General features: G+C 72.9%; 20 protein-coding genes. 12 read left to right on the top strand and 8 right to left on the bottom strand.

What is annotated here, in order from left to right:
- The first annotated feature begins 32 nt into the window (after window positions 1–32).
- From QRN30_RS14045 to QRN30_RS14025, 5 genes are all read left to right on the top strand, one after another.
- The gene (locus tag QRN30_RS14045) at window positions 33–1577 is read left to right on the top strand and encodes an ABC transporter substrate-binding protein (protein WP_284761240.1); all 1545 of its coding nucleotides are present in this window, start codon (window positions 33–35) and stop codon (window positions 1575–1577) included.
- Window positions 1578–1647: 70 nt separating this feature from the next.
- Entirely contained in the window at window positions 1648–2601 is a 954-nt protein-coding gene (locus QRN30_RS14040; protein ID WP_042539457.1) for an ABC transporter permease, read from the top strand.
- The gene (locus tag QRN30_RS14035; RefSeq protein ID WP_284761239.1) at window positions 2598–3482 is read left to right on the top strand and encodes an ABC transporter permease; all 885 of its coding nucleotides are present in this window, start codon (window positions 2598–2600) and stop codon (window positions 3480–3482) included. Before QRN30_RS14040 ends, QRN30_RS14035 begins: the two co-directional genes overlap by 4 nt.
- The gene (locus QRN30_RS14030; protein ID WP_214520066.1) at window positions 3479–4318 is read left to right on the top strand and encodes an ABC transporter ATP-binding protein; all 840 of its coding nucleotides are present in this window, start codon (window positions 3479–3481) and stop codon (window positions 4316–4318) included. The genes QRN30_RS14035 and QRN30_RS14030 overlap by 4 nt, the downstream gene beginning before the upstream one ends.
- Window positions 4315–5100, top strand: coding sequence for an ABC transporter ATP-binding protein (locus QRN30_RS14025; protein WP_284761238.1), 786 nt, complete (start codon window positions 4315–4317; stop codon window positions 5098–5100). Before QRN30_RS14030 ends, QRN30_RS14025 begins: the two co-directional genes overlap by 4 nt.
- 612 nt (window positions 5101–5712) lie before the next feature.
- Here the strand turns inward: QRN30_RS14025 and QRN30_RS14020 are convergent.
- Complete coding sequence (locus QRN30_RS14020) at window positions 5713–7158, bottom strand: amidase (RefSeq protein WP_284761237.1); 1446 nt, start codon at window positions 7156–7158, stop codon at window positions 5713–5715.
- 37 nt (window positions 7159–7195) lie between these two features.
- On the opposite strand from QRN30_RS14020, the gene QRN30_RS14015 reads away from it, so the two are divergent.
- From QRN30_RS14015 to QRN30_RS14005, 3 genes are read left to right on the top strand one after another with little or no spacing between them, the layout of a single operon-like run.
- Window positions 7196–7495 carry a hypothetical protein gene (locus tag QRN30_RS14015; RefSeq protein WP_284761236.1) on the top strand — a complete coding sequence of 100 codons (300 nt, stop codon included), beginning with the start codon at window positions 7196–7198 and terminating at the stop codon, window positions 7493–7495.
- Window positions 7496–7538: 43 nt separating this feature from the next.
- Window positions 7539–9212 carry an ABC-F family ATP-binding cassette domain-containing protein gene (locus tag QRN30_RS14010; protein WP_284761235.1) on the top strand — a complete coding sequence of 558 codons (1674 nt, stop codon included), beginning with the start codon at window positions 7539–7541 and terminating at the stop codon, window positions 9210–9212.
- 43 nt (window positions 9213–9255) lie between these two features.
- A complete protein-coding gene (locus QRN30_RS14005; RefSeq protein WP_017888167.1) occupies window positions 9256–10173 on the top strand; it encodes a L,D-transpeptidase in 918 nt (305 codons plus the stop codon).
- A gap of 17 nt (window positions 10174–10190) precedes the next feature.
- Here the strand turns inward: QRN30_RS14005 and QRN30_RS14000 are convergent, their stop codons facing one another.
- The gene (locus QRN30_RS14000) at window positions 10191–10763 is read right to left on the bottom strand and encodes a gluconokinase (protein ID WP_284761234.1); all 573 of its coding nucleotides are present in this window, start codon (window positions 10761–10763) and stop codon (window positions 10191–10193) included.
- Window positions 10760–12328 carry a GntP family permease gene (locus QRN30_RS13995; RefSeq protein WP_159557971.1) on the bottom strand — a complete coding sequence of 523 codons (1569 nt, stop codon included), beginning with the start codon at window positions 12326–12328 and terminating at the stop codon, window positions 10760–10762. Before QRN30_RS13995 ends, QRN30_RS14000 begins: the two co-directional genes overlap by 4 nt.
- Before the next feature lie 206 nt (window positions 12329–12534).
- Between QRN30_RS13995 and QRN30_RS13990 the strand changes: the two genes are divergently transcribed.
- The gene (locus QRN30_RS13990; protein ID WP_159557969.1) at window positions 12535–13233 is read left to right on the top strand and encodes a FadR/GntR family transcriptional regulator; all 699 of its coding nucleotides are present in this window, start codon (window positions 12535–12537) and stop codon (window positions 13231–13233) included.
- Between the two features lie 133 nt (window positions 13234–13366).
- Here QRN30_RS13990 and QRN30_RS13985 read toward each other — a convergent pair whose 3' ends face one another.
- From QRN30_RS13985 to QRN30_RS13965, 5 genes are all read right to left on the bottom strand, one after another.
- Window positions 13367–13972 carry a GNAT family N-acetyltransferase gene (locus tag QRN30_RS13985; RefSeq protein ID WP_042539612.1) on the bottom strand — a complete coding sequence of 202 codons (606 nt, stop codon included), beginning with the start codon at window positions 13970–13972 and terminating at the stop codon, window positions 13367–13369.
- A 9-nt stretch (window positions 13973–13981) separates the two neighbouring features.
- The gene (locus QRN30_RS13980; protein WP_284761233.1) at window positions 13982–14665 is read right to left on the bottom strand and encodes a uracil-DNA glycosylase; all 684 of its coding nucleotides are present in this window, start codon (window positions 14663–14665) and stop codon (window positions 13982–13984) included.
- 5 nt (window positions 14666–14670) lie between these two features.
- Window positions 14671–15390 (bottom strand): Type 1 glutamine amidotransferase-like domain-containing protein, encoded by a 720-nt coding sequence (locus QRN30_RS13975; RefSeq protein WP_284761232.1) that lies wholly within the window; start codon window positions 15388–15390, stop codon window positions 14671–14673.
- Complete coding sequence (locus QRN30_RS13970; RefSeq protein WP_017888175.1) at window positions 15387–15914, bottom strand: phosphoribosyltransferase; 528 nt, start codon at window positions 15912–15914, stop codon at window positions 15387–15389. Before QRN30_RS13970 ends, QRN30_RS13975 begins: the two co-directional genes overlap by 4 nt.
- A gap of 137 nt (window positions 15915–16051) precedes the next feature.
- Window positions 16052–16825, bottom strand: coding sequence for an SDR family oxidoreductase (locus QRN30_RS13965; protein ID WP_284761231.1), 774 nt, complete (start codon window positions 16823–16825; stop codon window positions 16052–16054).
- A 123-nt stretch (window positions 16826–16948) separates the two neighbouring features.
- On the opposite strand from QRN30_RS13965, the gene QRN30_RS13960 reads away from it, so the two are divergent.
- The 3 genes from QRN30_RS13960 (at window position 16949) to metX (ending at window position 21228) form a co-directional block, all read left to right on the top strand.
- Window positions 16949–18040 carry an acyltransferase family protein gene (locus QRN30_RS13960; RefSeq protein WP_017888177.1) on the top strand — a complete coding sequence of 364 codons (1092 nt, stop codon included), beginning with the start codon at window positions 16949–16951 and terminating at the stop codon, window positions 18038–18040.
- A gap of 390 nt (window positions 18041–18430) precedes the next feature.
- The gene (locus tag QRN30_RS13955; RefSeq protein ID WP_017888178.1) at window positions 18431–19762 is read left to right on the top strand and encodes a bifunctional o-acetylhomoserine/o-acetylserine sulfhydrylase; all 1332 of its coding nucleotides are present in this window, start codon (window positions 18431–18433) and stop codon (window positions 19760–19762) included.
- 263 nt (window positions 19763–20025) lie between these two features.
- Window positions 20026–21228 (top strand): homoserine O-acetyltransferase MetX, encoded by a 1203-nt coding sequence (gene metX / locus QRN30_RS13950; protein WP_017888179.1) that lies wholly within the window; start codon window positions 20026–20028, stop codon window positions 21226–21228.
- The last annotated feature ends 33 nt before the right edge of the window (window positions 21229–21261 follow it).

Here is a 21261-nt window from a genome sequence, read left to right as displayed (position 1 = left end):
CGCCCTCGCGCCCGGAAGGAACCCACCACCCCATGAGTCCGCTCCTGCTCCGTCGTCCTGAACGCTCCTCGCGCACCGGGCGCGCTGTCGTCGCCGCCACCGCGGTCGCCGTCGTCGCAGCCCTCGCGCTGACCGGCTGCTCCGGCTCGTCCGACACCACCGGCGGCAAGGACGCCACGGTCCGTGTCGGGCTCGTGCTCGAGCCGACGAGTCTCGACATCCGCACCCAGTCCGGGGCGGCGCTCGACCAGGTGCTCATCGACAACGTGTACCAGGGGCTCGTCGGCCGGACCGCCCAGGGCGACGTCCGCGACGTGCTGGCCTCGTCGCACCAGGTGTCCGACGACGGCCTGACGTACACGTTCACGCTGCGGGACGGCACGACGTTCCAGGACGGCAAGCCGGTCACCGCGGCCGACGTCGTGTGGTCGCTCGAGCAGGTCAAGTCGAACGACTCGTACGTCGACTCGGCCAAGCTCGCGGGCGTCACGTCGATCACCTCGCCGTCCGCGGACTCCGTCGTGCTGCAACTCGCCAAGCCCGACTCCGACCTGCTCTGGAACCTGACCGGTCGCGCCGGCCTGGTGCTCGAGAAGGCCGCGGACAACGACCTGTCCGACAGTGCGAACGGCACCGGTCCGTTCGAGGTGGCGGACTGGAAGCAGGGCGACTCGCTCACCTTCGACCGCAACGAGGACTACTGGGGCACGAAGGCGAAGGTCGCGAAGATCGTCTTCCGGTACATCACCGACCCGTCGACCGCCGTCAACGCGATGGCGAACGGTGACCTCGACGTCCTGAACCCGGTCGACGGCACCCTGAAGAGCCAGCTGCAGGGCAACGGCGACATCACGCTGCACAGCGGCAAGACGACCGACAAGTACACGCTGGCGTTCAACGACCGCAAGGAACCCTTCACCGACAAGCGCGTGCGCCAGGCGATCCGGCAGGCGATCGACGCGAAGGCGCTCATCAAGGCGATCGGCGGCACCGGCGTGGAGCAGGGCGGCCCGATCCCGGAGCTCGACCCCGGCTACGAGGACCTGACCGACATCGACGCGTACGACCCCGCGAACGCGAAGAAGCTCCTCGCCGCCGCCGGGCAGCAGGACCTGAAGCTGACGCTCACCTACGCGAACATCTACCCGACCACCATCGGCGACGTGCTGAAGTCCCAGCTCGCCGACGTCGGGATCACCCTGACCGTCAAGCGCGTCGACTTCGCCACCTGGCTGTACTCGGTGTTCCAGGCGCCGAAGTCCGGCGAGCGGGACTTCGACCTGTCGATGGTCGACCACGTCGAGGCGCGTGACTTCGGCAACTGGGCGAACCCGGACTACTACTTCGGCTACGACAACCCGAAGGTGCAGGCGCTCTACGCCCGGTCGATCGCGGCGACCGACGAGGCCACCAAGACCGAGGCACTGCGGAAGGCCGCACGCATCGTCAGCGAGGACGCGGCCGGCGAGTGGCTCTACACGGCGACCGAGATCACCGCGGTGCGCTCCGGCGTGACGGGCTTCCCGGTCGACGGCGGCAACTCGCGCCTCGACCTGTCGAAGCTCGCGGTCAAGTGAGGCGGAGCCACACCACGCCCCGGAGCGGCCGCGTGCCCGGGGCGCACTCCCTCCCCGTAGCATCGGTGTCGTGACCCGGTTCCTCATCGGGCGGGCGCTCCTGCTCGTCGTCGGCCTGCTCGTGGCGAGCGTCATCATCTTCGCCACGCTCCGCGTGCTGCCCGGTGACGTCGCCCAGGTCGTCGCCGGCACGCAGTCGACCCCGGCGCAGGTGGAGCAGCTCCGCCAGCAGCTCGGACTCGACCGGCCCGTCGTGGTGCAGTACCTCGACTGGATCGGCGGGGTGTTCCGCGGTGACCTCGGCCGTTCCCTGGTGACGAACGGTGCCGTCGCTCCGGAGATCGCGCAGAAGCTCGCGATCACCCTGCCGCTCGCCGCGATGTCGCTGGTGACCGCCCTGGTGATCGGCGTGCCGCTCGGGGTCGTCGCCGCGCTGCTCCGTCGCCGCCCGGGAGGTGCCGTCATCGGGTTCGTCGCACAGGCCGTCGCCGCCGTGCCCGTCGTGTGGGCCGGCATGCTCCTGGTCGCGCTGTTCGCCGTGACGCTGCACTGGCTGCCGACGCAGGGCTTCCCGCTCGACGGCTGGTCGGAACCCGGGCGGGCGTTCGCGTCGCTCGTGCTGCCCGCGCTGACCATCGGTGCTGTCGAGGGGGCCGTGATCCTGCGGTTCACCCGCTCCGCCACGCTCTCCGTCCTCGACGCCGACCACCTGCGCACCGCGGCCGCGATCGGCCTCACCCGCACGCAGGCCCTGCTCCGTCACGGGCTGCCGAGCGTCGCCCTGACGGTGCTCGCCGTCCTCGGGGTGCAGATCGCCGGGCTCCTCGTCGGGGCCGTCGTCGTCGAACAGCTGTTCTCGCTGCCCGGGGTCGGTCGGATGCTCGTGACCGACGTCGGCCGCCGTGACATCACCAAGGTGCAGTCCGAACTGCTCGTGCTCACGGGGCTCGTGCTGCTCGTCGGGTTCGCCGTCGACGTCGTGCACCGCACCCTCGACCCCCGACAGCGCGAGGTGCAGGGATGATCCGCCGCCTGGTGTCCCGACCGACCGGGGTCTTCGCCGCCGTCGTGCTCGGCCTGCTGGTCGTGCTCGCCGCCGTGTCGTTCGTCTGGACGCCGCAGGACCCGTTCCGCGCCGATCCGTTCCACCAGTGGGAGGGACCGAGCGCCGCGCACTGGTTCGGCACCGACGCCGCCGGCCGCGACATCGCCAGCTACCTGCTCGCCGGCACCCGCACCACCGTGCTCGTCGCCGTCGGCTCCGGCGTGATCGCGAGCGTCGTCGGCATCGTCCTCACCGCGATCGGTTCGCTCACCGCCCGCTGGGTGCGCGAGGGCACCGCGGTCCTGCTCGACATCCTGGTGGCGTTCCCGACCCTACTCACCGCGATGCTCCTGACCGCGGTGTTCGGCGGGTCGCTCGGCGTGGTGATCGTCAGCGTCGGGCTGTCCTTCGGCGTCACGATCGCCCGCGTGGCCCGCGGCGAGATCCGGCGGATCGCCCGGAGCGACTACGTCACCGCGGCGCGGGCATCGGGCGTCGGCGGTGCCGGGGTGCTGTTCCGCCACCTGGTGCCGAACGCGGCGCCGCTGTTCACCGTGCAGCTGTCGCTCGCGATGGCCACGGCCGTGCTCGCCGAGGCCGGGCTGTCCTACCTGGGCTACGGCGCCGGGTCGGACACCGCGTCGTGGGGCAGCCTGCTGTCCGACCTGCAGACCTACATCGGGGTCCACCCGTGGAGTGCGACCTGGCCGGGCGCCGCCATCGCCCTCGTCGTCGCGGCACTCTCGCTGCTCGGCGACGCGGTGCGCGACGCCTCCGACCCGCGGCTGACGACGAGCGACCGCAGCACCGACGGCCGTCGCAGCGATCCGGCGACGACCACCCCGGGGGTGACCGCATGACCGCCGACGCACGCGACGGATCCGGCGCAGCCGGCCCAGCCGGCACCGACGCGACCACCGCAGCCTCCGGGCTCGAGGTGCGGGGGTTGTCGGTCCGCATCACGGGGCGGACGATCCTGGACGACGTCAGCTTCACCGTGCCTCCCGGCCAGCGCGTCGGCGTGATCGGCGCGAGCGGATCCGGCAAGTCGATGACCTCGCTCGCCCTGATGGGCCTTGCGCCCACCGGCGCCGTCGTGACCGGCAGCGTCCGCCTGGACGGCACCGAACTCGTCGGCCTGCCCGACCGCGAGCGCGCGCGACACCGCGGATCGGGCATCGCGATGGTGTTCCAGGAGCCGGGCACCGCGCTCGACCCGTTGCGACGGGTCGGCGGGCAGATCGCCGAGCCGCTGCGCCTGCACCGCGGGCTCGACCGTCGCGCGGCCCGCGCGGCGGCCGTCGACCTGGCGGCGTCCGTGGGCCTGCCCGACCCGGAATCGCTGCTGCGGCAGTACCCGCACCAGCTGTCCGGCGGGCAGCGGCAGCGGATCTGCATCGCGATGGCGATGGCGGGCGAGCCGTCGTACCTGGTGGCCGACGAACCGACCACGGCGCTCGACGTCACGACCGAGGCACGCATCCTCGACCTGTTCGAGCACCTGCCCGCGGGCATGGTGTTCGTCACCCACGACCTCGCCGTGCTCGCGCGCATCGCCGACACCGCCGTGGTGCTCGACGCCGGCCGGGTGGTCGAGCAGGGCCGGGTCGCGGACCTGCTCGCCGCGCCGCAGCACCCCGCAACGGTCGCGCTCGTCGACGCCGCACGTGCCACCGCCAGGAGGACCGCCCCGTGACCCTCCCCGCCCTGGAGGCCACCGGTCTCCACCGCACCTACCGCCTCCCCCGCCGCGGCCCGTTCGAACCCGGCCCGGTCCGCACCGCCGTCGACGGCGTCGACCTGACGGTCGCCCCCGGCGCACGGCTCGGCATCGTCGGCGAATCGGGGTCCGGCAAGTCCACGCTGGTCCGGCTGCTCGCCGGCCTGGAGGCCCCTTCCGCCGGCACCGTCGCCGCCTCCGGTCGTCCGGTGGTCGCGTCCCGGTCCGCGCGCGCCTTGCGCTGGTTCCGTCGCGAGACCGGCGTGGTGTTCCAGGACCCGTACGCGTCCCTCGACCCGCGGATGCGCGTCGGCGCGATCGTCGCCGAGCCGCTGCGGGCACTGCAGGTCCCGGGGTCGCACGACGAGCTCGTGCGTGCCGTGCTGGAGCGCGTCGACCTGCCCGCGGACACGGTCGACCGGTACCCACACGAGTTCTCCGGCGGGCAGCGGCAGCGGATCGCGATCGCCCGGGCCGTGGTGCACTCGCCCCGGATCCTGTTCGGCGACGAGCCGATGAGCGCCCTCGACGTGGTGGTCCGCGCCCGGGTGATCGAGCTGTTCCGATCGCTCGCCGACGACCTCGGGCTGACGCTCGTGCTGGTGTCGCACGACATCGGCGTCGTGCAGCGGCTGTGCGACACGGTCGCGGTGATGTCCCACGGCAGGGTCGTCGAGCACGGGCCGGTTTCGCTCCTCGATGCGCCGCAGCACCCGGTGACGCGGGCGTTGGTGGCGGCGGCGCCGACGCTGCCGTAGGCGGGCGGGCGGCGGGCGGCGGTCGGCGGGCGGCGGCGCACCGTGCGCGTCCCGCCACTCCGTGCGGGCTTGCCCGCACGGAGCCGCCCTACAAGGCCGCACCGAGCGTGCAACACCGCACCACATGCACGAAACCGCACCGTGCGCCCAGCCAGGAGGCACGGCACCGGCCCGGCCCGCGCCTCCCGACCAGACGCACACGAGCCCACCGCACCGTGCACGCCCCGCCACCCCGTGCGGGCTTGCCCGCACGGAGCTGGCCTACAAGGCCGCACCGAGCGTGCAACGCCGCACCACATGCACGAACCCGCACCGTGCGCGCCCCGCCCCGCGCCTCCCGACCGACGCGCACGAGCCCACCGCACCGTGCACGCTCCGCCACCCCGTGCGAGCTTGCCCGCACGGCGCCGGCCTACAAGGCCGCACCGAACAAGCAACACGCACCACATGCACGAAACCGCACCGTGCGCGCCCCGCCACTCCGTGCGGGCTTGCCCGCACGCGGCCGGCCTACAAGGCCGCACCGAGCGTGCAACGCCGCATCAGCCTGACAACGCCGCACGGTGCGCCGCGCGCCCGCGCCCCGCGCCCCGGAGCCGCCCGGGCCTGGCGTCAGGCGGTCCAGGCGGCCGGGTGCCGCCGCTGCCAACGCAACCGGCGCTCGAGCTGCGCGCCGATCGCGAGCAGGACGCGCTCCCCGCCGGGGCGTCCGATCAGCTGCACGCCCATCGGCAGCCCGCCCCCGTCGGGGTGGTCGTCGTCGGTCACGCCGACCGGCAACGTGATCGCGGGGAGCCCGGAAACGTTCGCCATCGACGTCCACGGCGAGTAGGCGCACTGGCGGCGGAAGTCCTCGTCCGGGTCGTCGCCGTACCAGCCGAGGGGCCGCGGCGTCATCGCAAGGGTCGGCGTGAGCACCGCGTCGAACCGGTCGAACGTGCCGATGAGCGTCGTCGAGAAGGCGTCGAGCGTCGTCATCGCGTCGAGGACCTGCGTGGCGGACAGCGCCTGCCCGCGCGCCACGAGCCAACCCACGAGCGGGGTCAGCGCCGACAGGTCGATGCCGGGCACCTGCGGCAGGCGGGCAGCCGAGCTCTCCCACGCCACCCGGAACGCGTCGGCGTAGGGCACGCGGGGCATCCGGACGTCCTCGACGCCGTGCCCGACCTCGCCGAGCACCCGCACGGCCGTCTCCACGGCGGCACGGGCAGCGGGATCGACGACCACGTCGACGGTGTCGTCCCACGGCGAACCGTCGAGCACCCCGACGACGAACCGGCCCTCGCCGCGGACGGCCGCCGCGGTGAACGGCCCCTCGCCGACGTCGGGGGTGACGAGGGCGTACGGCGACGGCTCCGGCAGCCCGGTCGGCGCGACCAGCGCGTCGAGGAGCATGCCCGCGTCGGCGACGGAGCGGGTGAGCGGTCCGGCGACCGACAGGCCGCCGACGCCGGAGCGGCCGGGCATGGACGGCACACGACCGCGGCTCGGCTTCAGCCCGACGAGTCCGGTCGCCGCCGCGGGGATCCGCACCGACCCGCCGCCGTCCGAACCGATCGCGGCCGGCAGCAGCCCGGCGGCGACGGCGACGGCCGCACCGCTCGACGACCCGCCCGGCGCCCGCGTGGTGTCGTAGGGGTTCCGGGTCACGCCGAGCCGGGTCTCGGACGACGAGGACATACCGAACTCCGGTGACGCCGTCTTGCCGAGGCTGACCGTGCCGGCCGCGTCGAGCGCGGCAACGAGCGGGTGGTCGGCCGCGGCGGACCGTTCCGGCAGGCTCGCGGTGCCGTTCCGCGTGGGGACGCCGGCACGGTCGTACAGGTCCTTGTCGGCGGACGGGAGGCCCCACAACGGTCTCGACGTCGGCACCAGGTGGCCGAGGCGGTCGGCTCGGGCCCGGGCCGCGTCCGCGGTGACCGTCACGAAGGCGCCGAGTCCGGCGTCCAGGCGATCCGCGCGGGCCAGGTAGTGCTCGGTGACCTCGAGGGCGGTCGCCTCCCCTCGACGGATCCAGTCCCAGAGTTCCTGTGCGGAGAGGTGGTGGAGTTCGAACACGGCTCCGAGCCTAGGCGGCGGCCCGTATCCTTCGACGGTGGACACGACTTTCCCCTCCGGCACGACGAAGCGCCGGATCGAACTGCGGCTCGTGAAGCCCCTGTTCGCCTGGTTCGCCCGGCCGACCGTCACCGTCGACGGGGTGGGGCACCCGGCGCAGTGGGGCACCGGCACGTGGGCGGTGCCGGACGACGGCGACACGGTGATCGGCGTGTACCTGTTCAACCGCGCGTGGCGGTTCGGGGCGGCTTCGGTGCCGGTCGGCGGCGCGAGTGCGCTCGAGTACCGGGGCGGGCTGCTGCCGATCGGTGCGGGCCGGTTGACGCCGCGGGGCTGAGGGTCGCGCCGGTGGTGCCGCTCCCGCGTGGGACGATGGGCGCATGACCGCCACGCTCGTCGCCAAGGGCCTGTCCGGCGGGTACGCCGCTCGCACGCTGTTCGACTCCCTCGACCTGACAGTGGCGCCGGGCGACGTGATCGGGGTCGTCGGCGTGAACGGTGCCGGCAAGTCCACGCTGCTCCGGCTGCTGGCCGGGGTCGACGAGCCGCTGGCCGGCACGGTCTCCCTGGCGCCGACGGACGCGTTCGTGGGGTGGCTCCCCCAGGAGCACGAGCGCATCGCGGGCGAGACCGTCGCGGCGTACCTCGGGCGCCGGACCGGCTGCACCGAGGCGACGGCGACGATGGACGCAGCGGCGGCGGCCCTCGGGGACCCCGACGCCGGCGACGCAGCGGCCGACCGGTACTCGGCGGCGCTCGACCGCTGGCTCGCCGCGGGGGCCGCCGACCTGGAGGACCGGATCCCGGCGGTGCTCGCCGACCTCGGCCTCGAGCCCGGTACCGGCGACTCCGCTGCGGACGGCGTCGACCCGGACTCCCTGATGACCGCGCTGTCCGGTGGGCAGGTCGCCCGCGTCGGGCTCGCCGCGCTGCTGCTGTCACGGTTCGACATCGTCCTGCTCGACGAGCCGACCAACGACCTCGACCTGGACGGCCTCGACCGACTCGAGGCGTTCGTGCGCGGGCTGCGCGGCGGGGTGGTGCTCGTCAGCCACGACCGTGAGTTCCTGGCGCGCTCGGTGACCTCGGTGCTCGAGCTCGACCTGGCGCAGTCGTCGAACCGGCTGTTCGGTGGCGGGTACGACTCGTTCCTCGAGGAGCGCGAGATCGCCCGGCAGCACAAGCGGGACGCGTACGACGAGTTCGCGTCGACGAAGGCCGACCTGGTCTCGCGGGCTCGGACGCAGCGTGAGTGGTCGAGCCAGGGTGTCCGGAACGCCATGAAGAAGAGCCCGGACAACGACAAGATCCGCCGTCGTGCCGCCTCGGAGTCGAGCGAGAAGCAGGCGCAGAAGGTCCGGCAGATGGAGTCCCGCATCGCCCGGCTCGACGAGGTCGAGGAGCCGCGCAAGGAGTGGCAGCTCGAGTTCACGATCGGCAGCGCACCCCGGTCGTCGGCCGTCGTGGCGACGCTGTCGAACGCGACGTTCACCCAGGGCGACTTCACCCTCGGCCCGGTCTCACTGCAGGTCGACGGCGGTGACCGGATCGGCATCACCGGTCCGAACGGCGCCGGCAAGTCCACCCTGCTCCGGGCGCTGCTCGGCAAGCAGGCGCCGACGACGGGCTCGGCCTCGCTCGGCTCGAGCGTCGCGGTCGGCGAGGTCGACCAGGCGCGTGCGGCGTTCACCGGCGACCAGCCCCTGGCGGCGGCGTTCGAGGCGATCGTCCCCGAGTACACGACCGCCGACGTCCGGACGCTGCTCGCGAAGTTCGGGCTCAAGGCGGACCACGTCGGCCGACCGGCCTCGGCCCTCTCCCCCGGCGAGCGCACCCGGGCCGGGCTCGCACTGCTGCAGGCCCGCGGGGTGAACGTGCTCGTGCTCGACGAACCGACCAACCACCTGGACCTCACCGCGATCGAGCAGCTCGAGCAGGCACTGGAGTCCTACGACGGGACCCTGCTGCTCGTCACACACGACCGGCGCATGCTGGAGACCGTCCGACTCGACCGGCAGTGGCGGGTCGAGGGCGGCACCGTCACCGAACGCTGACGGATCCACCGAACGCTGACGGATCGACCGAGGGGGACGCACCATGCGACGCAACACCTGGATCGCGACGACCGCCGGGGTGGTGGTGCTCGCCGTCGCCGCCGTCGTGGTGGGGGTGAGCGTCGGGTCGCCCGAGCCCGAGCCGGAGTCGACCCGCGCGGCACGGGCGACGACGACACCGACCCCGAGCGCCACGCGGACGCCGACGCTCGCGGCCGTCCCCGCCGCACCGTCCGACGCGACCCTGGCCGCGCTGCCGCTGGCGTTCCACGACGCGGTCGTCCCGCAGTTGCTCGACGGTTCGGACGTGGAGCCGGAGGACACGTGGCAGATCGCGACCCCGCGCACGTCGCTCGTCGCCCTGTACGCGAGCCCGTCGAGCCGCGCCCGGCCGGTGGCGACCCTGTCCCACCTGGTGTCGACGATCAACCGGCCCGCGGCGACGGCGGTCTGGGGGCGCTCCCCCGGCAAGGACGGCGGGATGCTCCTGGTGTCGACGCCGTCCCGCAACCGCACCCCCGGTGACGGCGGCGACCCGGACGCCCCGAGCGCGACGTTCGCCTGGGCCCGGGCCGCCGACTTCACGGTGGTGCGCACCGACCGGATGATCACCGTCGACGTCGCCGCCAGCACCGTGTCCGTCGTCACCCGGTCGGGCAAGGTCACCGCGACCGAGGCCGCCCGGCTCGGCACGCCGGAGGACCCCACACCGGCCGACACCGCCACCTACGTCGAGGCGGCGTACGTCGACACCCGCGTCGCGTACACGCAGGGCAACCCGATCATCCTGACCGGGGCGCACTCGTCCCGGATCCCGTCCTACGGCGGCAACGCTGCGCTGACCGCACTGCACTACTACCCGGACCCGACCGGCAGCTCGCACGGCTGCGTGCGGATCTCGGCGGAGATGACCCGCACCCTGGCGGCACTGCCCGTCGGGACGCCGATCCGGTTCAGCTGAGCACCGGCACCACCGGATCAGCCTCGCGGGATCCGGACGAGTCCGAGCCGCTCGACGACCTCGGCGCTCTCTTCTTCCGGGGTGCGGTCGGCGGCGATCGTCACGTGGGCCTCGTCGGGCTGCGGCGGCTCGAGCGTGGCGAGCTGCGACTGCAGCAGCGACGTCGGCATGAAGTGCCCGGAGCGCTGCGCCATCCGCTCCTCGATGAGCGCGCCGTCACCGGCGACGTGCACGAACACCACCCCGGGGGCCCGCAGCACGTCGCGGTACGAGCGCTTCAGGGCCGAGCAGGTCACGACGCCGTTCGTCCCGGCGTCCAGGTGCCCGCGGATCCACCCGGCGACGACGTCGAGCCACGGCCAGCGGTCCTCGTCGGTGAGCGGGGTACCGGCGTGCATCTTGTCGACGTTCGCCTGCGGGTGCATCGCGTCGCCCTCGGCGAACTCCCACCCGACCTGCTCCGCCACCATCGCGGCGACGGTCGACTTGCCGGACCCGGAGACCCCCATCATGACCAGGACGCGGGCGTCGAGCCCGGTGTCGGCCGCACCGGCAGCAGCGGTCGCACCGTGGTCTGCTGCGCCGCTCATCGGATGAACACCCCGGCCAGCAGGACCCCGAGCAGACCGAACACCGAGATGAGGCACTCGAGCACCGTCCACGTCTTGAACGTCTGCCCCACGGTGGTGCCGAGGTACCCCTTCACCAGCCAGAACCCGGCGTCGTTGACGTGCGACAGGAACACCGAGCCGGCACCGATCGCGAGCACGAGCAGCGACGTCATCGGCGTCGACAGGTCGGCAGCGATCGGTGCCATGATGCCCGCGGCGGTCACCGTGGCGACCGTGGCGGAACCGGTCGCGACGCGCACCAGGGCCGAGACGATCCAGGCGACGAGCAGCACGGAGACGCCGGAGTCCTTCACGGCGTCGGCGATCACGCCGCCGATGCCGGTGTCGATGAGCACCTGCTTGAAGCCACCGCCTGCGCCGACGATGAGCAGCACCCCGGCGATCGGGGGCAGCGCGCTCTCGAGCGACTTCGACACCGCCGAGCGGTCCATGCCACCGCCGATCGCGAAGAAGACCATGGCGTAGACGGCGGCGATGCCGATGGCGATCATCGGGGAGCCGAGGAAGTCGAGCAGGCTCACCCACGAGCCAGCGGCGTCCGGTGCGGTGGCCTCACGGATCGCCTGGGCGAGCATGAGCACGACCGGCAGCAGGATGCCGATCAGCGCGACGGTGAACGACGGGCTGCGCGGCTCGCTGATGACGCGCGTGAAGTCGCTCTTGCCGTTGGGCAGGGACGCGGTGTCCTGCGTGGCGGGGCCGCGCCGGGCCTCCCGTCCGGGGTGCGCCGGGTCGTCGGCGAAGGCGGCGGACCCGGACCCCGACCCCGAGGCGGAACCCGACCCCGACCCGGCGGTGGCGACCGCCCCACGCGACCCGAACATGTCGGGCACGGGGATGTCGACCCAGCGGGCCGCGAAGCGGGCGAAGAGCGGCCCGGCCAGGATGATCACCGGGATCGCCAGCACGATGCCGAAGGCGAGCGTGGTGCCGAGGTTCGCGCCGACGGTGGAGATCGCGACGAGCGGGCCGGGGTGCGGCGGGACGAACGCGTGCATCGTGGACAGGCCGACCAGGGCGGGGACGGCGATCTTCATGATCGGCACCTCGCTGCGCTTGGCGACGAGCACGATGATCGGGATGAGCAGGACGAGGCCGACCTCGAAGAACATCGGGAGCCCGATGAGCGCCCCGATCAGGGCCATCGTCCACGGCAGCGCCGCCTTCGACGACTTCCGCACCAGGGTGTCCACCACGCGGTCCGCTGCTCCGGAGTCGACGAGCATCTTGCCGAACATCGCCCCGAGTCCGACCAGGATGCCGACGCTCGTCATGGTCGCGCCGAAGCCGTCGCCGAAGCTGGTGACCGCCTTGTCCGGAGCGAGCCCTGCACCGATACCGACGCCGAGCGCACCGATCGTGAGCGCGATGAACGGGTGCACCTTGAGCCAGGTGATGAGCGCGATGATCACCACGATGCCGACGAGTGCCGCGATGATCAGCTGCGGGATCGAACCGGACGGGTCGACCGTCTCGGTGGTGCCACCTGCGGCGAGCAGGTGGTCCGGGAGAGCGTGAGGCATCAGCGCCCCTTCCTGGAGTCGCTGCTGCGCGGCTCCGTCGCCTTCGTGTCGAGGGTGGACTGGCGCGACAAACGCCGACCCTCAATAATCTGATTAATCAGACTATACGACGTCGTCCCGCGCGCCAACCGCCCGTCCCCGGAGTCTGCCGCTTCGATGGGATCGGTGTCACGGCGACCGCGTGACCCGTACTGCACGGAGGAACGATGCCCACGGCACACGGACTGCACGCCCAGGTGCTCGACACGCTCGGCCAGCGGATCGTCGACGGCGACCTGGCCACGGGTTCCGTCGTCCGGCCCGACGTGGTCGCCGACGAGTTCGGGGTGTCCCGCTCCGTCGTCCGCGAGGCCCTGCGCGTGCTGCAGTCGCTCGGCCTGGTCGAGCCCCGGCAGCGCGTCGGCACGCTCGTCCGCGACATCACCGCCTGGGAACTGCTCGCCCCGACCGTCATCCGGTGGCGGGGCACGTCACCGGCGTACTTCGTGCAGCAGCGCGAGCTGGTCGAACTCCGGCTCGGGGTCGAACCGGTCGCGGCGTCCCTGACCGCCGGCACCGACGGCGCCTCCGCCGTGCTCGCCGCCGCCGAGGACATGCTCGACGCCTGCGGGCGCGAGGACAGCCGCGCCTACCTGGAGGCCGACGTCCGTTTCCACCGGGCGCTGCTCACCGGGTCGGGGAACGCCGTGTTCGCGCACTTCGCCGGCACCGTCGAGGCGCTCCTGCGCACGCGGACGTCGGAGTCGCGCGACCCGATCACGCGCTGGACGCGCGAAGCGGCGCTCCGGCACCAGGCGGTCGGTCGCGCAGCGGTCGACGGCGATGCCGACGCCGCTGCGGCAGCGGCGACCGCGCTGCTGCGCGTGACGCGCGACGAGTTCATCACCGAGGCTGCGGCAGGCTGACGCGACCGGGCGACGTCCTGGAGGCGCGTGCCGGGCCCGACACGGGCCTCCCGTCCGCCCTGCAGTCGCGTCTCGAGCGTGACGGACGTCCTTCAGGTCCGTCGCGTCCGTATCGGCGCCGGCGCCGGGGCCGTCAGCGGCGGCGGGCGAACAGCCGTGGCCCGCGCAGGCGGAGCCGCATCGTGACGGTGCCGAGCCAGCGGTCGTACTTGTAGCCGACCTTGCCCATCCGGCCGACCTCCTCGAAGCCGAGCCGCTCGTGCAGCCGGATCGACGCCTCGGCCTGCCGGTCCGCGATGACCGCCACCACCTCGCGCACCCCGGCCGACCGGCACTCGTCGAGCAGCGCTTCCATCAGCGCACGGCCGAGGCCCTTGCCACCGGACGCGGCACCGAGGTAGATCGAGTCCTCGACGACGTGGTTCGAGCGGTCCCGCGGGTTCCACGCGTCGACCAGCGCGTACCCGAGGATCTGTCCCGCGGGGTTCTCCGCGACCAGGAACGGCAGCCGGCGCTTGCGGATGTCGTCGTAGCGCTTCTTCCATGCGGCGTACGTGAACGCCGACGGGTCGAAGGTCACCGACGAGTTCCGGACGTAGTGCGTGTGGATCTCGCGCACGTGGGGCAGGTCCCCCACCTCGGCCGCACGGATGCGGTACTCGAAGGCCGTCTCGGTCGCCGCCGGGGCACGCAGGTGTCGCGGCAGGACCCGCCGTCGCTGGTATTCCTCCTCGAGCACGTGCCGAGCCTACTGAGCGGGCAGCGTCCAGTCGACGGGCGGTGCGCCCTGCGACTCGAGCAGGGCGTTCACCTGCGAGAACGGGCGGCTGCCGAAGAACCCGCGGGACGCGCTGAGCGGACTCGGGTGGGCCGAGGCGACGACCGGGGTGTCGCCGAGGAGCGGCCGCACCGACCCGGCCTGGGCGCCCCAGAGCACGGCCACGAGCGGGGTACCGCGGGCGACGAGCGCTCGGACGGCCTGGTCGGTCACCGCTTCCCAGCCCTTGCCGCGGTGGCTGCCGGCCTCACCTGCCTGCACGGTGAGCACCCGGTTGAGCAGCAGCACGCCCTGGTCGGACCACGCCCGCAGGTCACCGTGCGCGGGCGGTGTCACCCCGAGGTCGTCGGACAGCTCGCGGTAGATGTTCGCCAGGCTCCGCGGCACCGGACGGACCGCGGGGTCGACGGCGAACGACAGGCCGATCGGGTGGCCGGGCGTCGGGTAGGGGTCCTGGCCGACGACCAGCACCTTGACGGCGCCGAACGGGCTCGTGAACGCGCGCAGCACGTCACCGCCGGCGGGCAGCCAGTGCCGACCCGCAGCGGTCTCGTCACGGAGCCACGTACCGATCCGGTGCACGTCGTCCTCGACCGGGGCGAGCGCCGACGCCCAGCCGGGGTCGACCAGGTCGGCGAGCGGCCGCGGTTCCACGTCGGCTACGCGCCCATGGTGGCGACGGACACCGACTCCTCGCCGGCCATCACGCGCCAGACGCTGCCGGTCCCCCGGACCTCGAGCGCACCTTCACCGACGACGAGCGTGGTGTCCTCGTCGATCGCGAGCCCGGCGGTGACGAACTCGGCCTCGGCGCTGGCGATGAGCCGCGCGAGCGTGCCGGCCTGCACCGCGTGGACGTCGATCGTCAGGTCGACCAGCCCGAGGCCCTCGCGGAGCTCGACCTCGTCCAGGCCCTCGGACGCGGCCTCGGGGCAGATCTCGACGCCACCGATGCGCCAGCCGCCCACCAGGGCACGGTCGGCGGCGATCATCGCGCCGGCAGAGTAGCCGAGGTAGGGCAGACCGTCGGAGACGAGCAGGCGGAGCTGGTCCACCAGCGGCGCGATCGCCGCGAGGTAGTCGGGCGTGACACCGCCGCCGATCACCAGGGCGTCGACGTCGCTCAGGACCGTCGTGTCGAAGACCTGGCCGGCAGCGACCTCGGTGACGAGCACCTCGGCTGTTCGCGGACCGCCGAGGACCTCGGCGATGTCGGCGGTCGACGACGGGCTGCCGCCGTCCGGGCCCGCCACGGAGAGCAGGGCGATGCGGGGGACGCTGCGGCCGACCGCCGCCGAACGGGCGGTGGCCTCGGCGAGGAACGGCGCGGCGGCGTCCGAGGCGGCGAACAGCCCGCCGCCGACCAGGTGGATGCTCACGACTCGGCCGTCACGGGCGCCAGGGCGCTCCACGGGAACGTGATCCAGCCGTCGACCCGGCGCCACACGTGGTCGGGCTCCAGGACGGTGCCGGGCTTCGAGTACAGGCAGGCGCTCCGGACGTCGCCGCCGGCGTTCCGGATGATGTCGACCACCAGGCGCAGGGTGCGGCCGGAATCGGACACGTCGTCGACCACCAGGACCCGCTTGCCGGCCAGGCTCGGGGCGTCGAGGGCGGGGGCGAGCACGACCGGCTCCTCCAGCCGCTGCTCGACGTCGGTGTAGAACTCGACGTTGATCGAGCCGCACTCCTTGGTGCCGAGCGCGTACGCCACGGCACCGGCGATGATCAGTCCGCCGCGGGCGACGGCGACGACGACCTCGGGCTCGAAGCCACTGGACAGGACGTCCTTGGCGAGCAGGCGTGCGGCGTCACCGAACTCCAGCCAGCCGAGTACCTCGGGCCCGCTCGTCACGGTCACGGTGGACGGAGCCGCGGGCTCGGGTTCGCTGCTGATCGGCATCCGACCACGGTACCGGCAGGGAGCCCACGCCCGCGACCCGCGCCCGCCGCCCGGGCGCTGCGCGGGTGGCGGCGGTGCACCGCGCGGGTGGCCGCGGTGCGCGGCGCGGGTGGCCGGGTGCGCGGCGTACCGGCTGCTCAGCGCGGCGTCAGCGGGCCGCGCGCCAGCTTGTGCTGTGCCGACTGCGCCACCGGCCGGATCGTCACCAGGTCGAGGTTCACGTGCGGCGGCAGCTCCACCGCGTGCACGATCGCCTCGGCGACGTCGTCGGCCGCCAGCGGCTCCGGCACGTCGTCGTACACCGCGGCGGCCTTCTGCTCGTCGCCGCGGAACCGGGTGAGCGCGAACTCGTCGGTCTTCACCATGCCCGGCGCGATCTCGACGACCCGGATCGGCTCGCCGTTCAGTTCGAGCCGGAGTGCGCCGACCAGGGCGTGCTCTGCGAACTTCGCCGCGTTGTAGCCGCCGCCGTTCTCGTACGCGACGAACCCGGCGGTGCTGGTCACCGTGACGATGTCGGCTCCCCCGGACACCCGAGCCCGGTCACGCAGGTGCGGCAGCAGCGCGGAGACCACTCGCTTCGTGCCGATCACGTTGACCTCGAACATGGCGCGCCAGTCGTCGACGTCGGACTCCTCGACGCTCGCCGAGCCGAACGCCCCGCCGGCGTTGTTCACCAGGACGTCGGCGCCGCCGAGGTCCGCGACCCGCGCGGCGAGCGCCGTCACGTCGTCGGCGTCCGTGATGTCGGCCACCAGGGTGTCCGCCCCGGTCTGGGCGGCGAGCGCTTCGAGCTTCGCGGTGCGGCGGGCCACGGCGAGCACGTCCCAGCCCCGCGACCGGAACAGCCGGACGGTGGCCGCCCCGATGCCCGAGCTCGCTCCGGTGACGACTGCGCGCCGTGCTGCCATGTGATCTGCCTCCTGCGTCGGTGACCGGAGCACGTGGTGGCCCGGTCCGTCCACCGTACCGAGCGGGACGGTTCCGGCACCGCACCAGGCCGTCCAGGTCACGATCCGGTAACGTGACCGGCGATGACGACGGATGCCGCCCCTCCCGCCCCCTCGGCCCCGGCGACGCAGCTCGAGCCCGGTCGAGCCCCGCGCCGGATCCCGATGTGGGACACCGCGCGCTTCGTCGCGGTCACGCTCGTGGTCATCGGCCACGCGATCCAGCGGCAGACGCCGGCGAGCGAGCACGCCCTGGCGCTCTACACGTTCATCTACGCGTTCCACATGCCGGCGTTCGGCGTGATCAGCGGGTACTTCTCGTCGGCGGACACCCCGACGGCGAAGCGGATGCGCCGGACGATCACGGACATCGTCGTGCCGTACATCATCATGCAGACGATCTGGACCGTGGTGCAGGGCATCGTCGAGGGCGGCAAGGACTTCAACCCGACGCAGCCGACGTGGACCCTGTGGTTCCTGCTGGCCCTCGGCATCTTCAAGCTGATCCTGCCGTACCTGGCGCAGCTGCGGTGGCCGCTGTTCTGGGCGGTCGTGTTCAGCATCGGCGTCGGGTACTTCGACAACGTCGACTCGACGCTCTCGCTGTCCCGTGCGATCAGCCTGCTGCCGTTCTTCCTGCTCGGCTGGCAGGTCAAGCAGTGGGGCGTCTTCGACCGCTGGTACGAGGCGTCGCGCCGCACGGTCGTCCGGGTGCGGGTGGCGGCCGCCGTGGTGTTCGCCGCGTGGGCGGTGTCGTGCGCGGTCTGGATCCCGCAGTTCAAGGAGTTCGACCTGCACCACTGGTTCTTCTACGACGACTCCTACTCGGGGCTCGGCGAGGACGCCTGGTGGGCCGGCGCGGTGCGCTTCGGCCTGATGCTGCTCGCGACGCTGCTGACGGCGTCGTTCCTGGTGCTCATCCCCCGCCGGAACGTCTGGATCACCCGGTTCGGCGCCGCGACGATGTACGTCTACCTGCTCCACACGTTCGTGCTCTACCCGATCCGGGAGTCCGGCGTCCTGGCAGGCGAGCACTCGGCCTGGCCGTTCGTGCTGCTGATGGTCGTCATCGCCTGCGTCGTCAGCCTCTTCCTGGCGCAGCCCTTCGTGCGGCGCGGGATGCGCTGGCTGCTCGAGCCGAAGGTCGACTGGCTGTTCCGCCGCGACGCGGCGTAGCGGTGCCACCCCGCACCGTGCGCGTTCCTCCGGCCCGTGCGAGCTTGCCCGTCCCGTGCGGCGCGGCAGCTCCGCACCGGACCACCGACCTCGCACCGTCCGACGGAACCCCGCACCGTGCGCGTTCCTCCGGCCCGTGCGAGCTTGCCCGTCCGGTGCGGCGCGACAGCGCCGCACGGGACCACCGACCTCGCACCGTCCGACGGTGACAGCACGGTGCGGACGGACGGCCGGGAGGCCCGTGGCGCGTCGGGCGCGCGCGTTACGTCCCGAGGCGGGTGCGCTGGTGTGGACCCGGCCACCTGCGTACCGTGACCGGGGACGCAGCGCCGCACGTGCCTCCCGGCCGACGGCGCGACCGCACGAGAACCGCACCCGACAGGAGCACCGATGAGCACGAACGACGCCGCCGCCTGGCAGTTCGAGACCACCCAGGTCCACGCCGGCGCGCAGCCGGACCCGACCACGGGGGCCCGAGCGACGCCGATCTACAAGACGACCTCGTACGTCTTCGCGAACTCGGACGAAGCGCGCGACGTGTTCGCGCTCGCCAAGCCGGGCAACATCTACTCCCGGATCACGAACCCGACGAACGACGTCGTCGAGCAGCGGATCGCGGCGCTCGAAGGCGGTTCGGGGGCCCTGCTCGTCGCGTCCGGCCAGGCTGCCGAGACCTACGCGGTCCTGAACATCGCCGGGGCGGGCGACCACATCGTGTCGTCGTCGTCGATCTACGGCGGCACGTACAACCTGTTCAAGTACACGCTGGCGAAGCTCGGCATCGAGACGACGTTCGTCGAGGACCAGGACGACCTCGAGGAGTGGCGCCGCGCCGTCCGCCCGAACACGAAGCTGTTCTTCGCCGAGACCATCGGCAACCCGAAGATCAACGTCCTCGACATCACCGGCGTCAGCGACGTCGCGCACGAGTCCGGTGTCCCGCTGATCGTCGACAACACCATCGCGACGCCGTACCTGATCCGTCCGTTCGAGCACGGTGCCGACATCGTCGTGCACTCGGCCACGAAGTTCCTCGGCGGACACGGCACCGTCATCGGCGGGCTCATCGTCGACGGCGGGACGTTCGCGTGGTCGCAGCACGCCGACCGGTTCCCGGAGTTCAGCACCCCCGACCCGTCGTACCACGGTGCGGTCTTCACCGAGGCCGTCGGCGACGCACTCGCCTACATCGTCAAGGCCCGGGTGCAGCTGCTCCGTGACCTCGGCGCCTCGAACTCGGCGGACACGGCGTTCGCGCTGCTGCAGGGCATCGAGACCCTGTCGCTCCGCATCGAGCGGCACGTGTCCAATGCCCAGGAGATCGCGGAGTGGCTCGACCAGCACCCCGACGTCGCCACCGTCGCCTACGCGGGCCTGCCGACGTCGCCCTGGTACGCGGCCGCGAACCGGTACGCGCCGAAGGGCGTCGGTGCCGTGCTGTCGTTCGAGCTCAAGGGCGGGGTGCCCGCGGGCAAGGCGTTCGTCGACAACCTGCAGCTGTTCTCGCACCTGGCGAACATCGGTGACGTCCGTTCCCTCGTCATCCACCCGGCGTCGACCACGCACTCGCAGCTCACGCCCGAGCAGCAGCTCACCACCGGGGTCACGCCCGGCCTGGTGCGACTGTCGGTCGGCATCGAGAACATCGCCGACCTGAAGGCAGACCTCGAGGCCGGGCTCGCCGCGGCCCGGGCGGTCGCGCAGGAGAGCCAGCGCGCGTAGGGCTCGCCGCGCCGCCGGCACCACTCGCTCGATGCGTGTGGATGTTGCGACGTCCCACGTGTCGATCGACGCGTGGGACGTCGTTCGTTGCACACGCATCCGGTACGTGTGCATGATGCGACGATCCACGAGTCGAACAACGCGCACGATGTCGGAACATGCGCACACACGGCCGCGGCACCCGGGCCCGGGGCGCGGCCACGCGCCGGACGTGACGTAACACGGCAGCGGCGACCCGCGCCTCCCGGCAGACTGGACGCACCATGGACTGGCAGACGACCCCCGAGGACTCCGTGCCGTCCACCCTGGTGCCCGGCACCGAACTCGGCACCCTGGGCAAGCCGCCCGTGACCGGCGCCTGGCGCCCCGGTGACCACCCGGGTGCACGGCACTTCGCGTCGCTCGGCGAGCAGTGGGTGCGCGGCGGCCGCCTGCCGTCCGTGCGCGTGGCGTACGAGACGTGGGGCACGCTCAACGCGGCTCGCGACAACGCCGTGCTCGTCCTGCACGCGCTCACCGGGGACTCGCACGTCACGGGGCCCGCCGGCCCCGGACACCGCACCGCCGGCTGGTGGGGCGACGTCGTCGGACCCGGCCGGGCGATCGACACCGACCGGTGGTTCGTGATCGCGCCGAACATGCTCGGCGGCTGCCAGGGCACCACCGGACCGTCGTCGGTGTCGCCGACGGGCGCGGAGTGGGGTTCGCGGTTCCCGTTCCTGACGGTGCGGGACCAGGTCGAGGTGCAGGCGCAGCTCGCCGACCGGCTCGGCATCGACACCTTCGCAGCCGTCGTCGGCGGATCGATGGGCGGCATGCACGCCCTCGAGTTCGCGGTCTCGCACCCGGCGCGGGTCGGGCGGCTGGCGGTCCTGGCGTCGACGGCGCAGACCACCGCCGACCAGATCGCGGCGAACTCGCTGCAGCGGGCGGCGATCCAGATGGACCCGGCGTTCGCGGGCGGCGACTACTACGAGGCCGACACCGGCGAGGGGCCGCACCGCGGACTGTCGTTGGCACGGCGGATGGCGCTCATGACCTACCGGGCCTCGGACGAGCTGAACAGCCGCTTTGCGCGGTCCTGGCAGAGCGACGTCTCACCGCTCGGCGACGACGGACGGTTCTCGGTGGAGAGCTACCTCGACTTCCACGGCAACAAGTTCACCCGGCGGTTCGACGCCTCGAGCTACGTGACGCTGACGTACGCGATGGACTCGCACGACGTCGGTGCCGGGCGCGGCGGGGTGGCGGCGGCGCTGGCGCTCGTGACCGCGCGGACCCTGGTCGTGGGCATCTCGAGTGACCGGCTGTTCCCCGTCGAGGACCAGCACCGGATCGCCGCAGGCGTGCCGGACGCGCTCGACGGTGACACCGCGGCGGTGATCGAGAGCGAGTTCGGACACGACGGGTTCCTCATCGAACACGAGCAGGTCGGGGCGCACCTGCGGCGGCTGCTCGAGTCCTGAACCGGTGCCGCAGAGCGCGGGCGGCGCGCCGAA

Source organism: Curtobacterium sp. MEB011 (genome assembly GCF_030209655.1).
Lineage (GTDB): Bacteria > Actinomycetota > Actinomycetes > Actinomycetales > Microbacteriaceae > Curtobacterium > Curtobacterium poinsettiae.
Note: the sequence above shows the minus strand (reverse complement) of the source record. Positions and strands in the feature narration are given on the sequence as shown.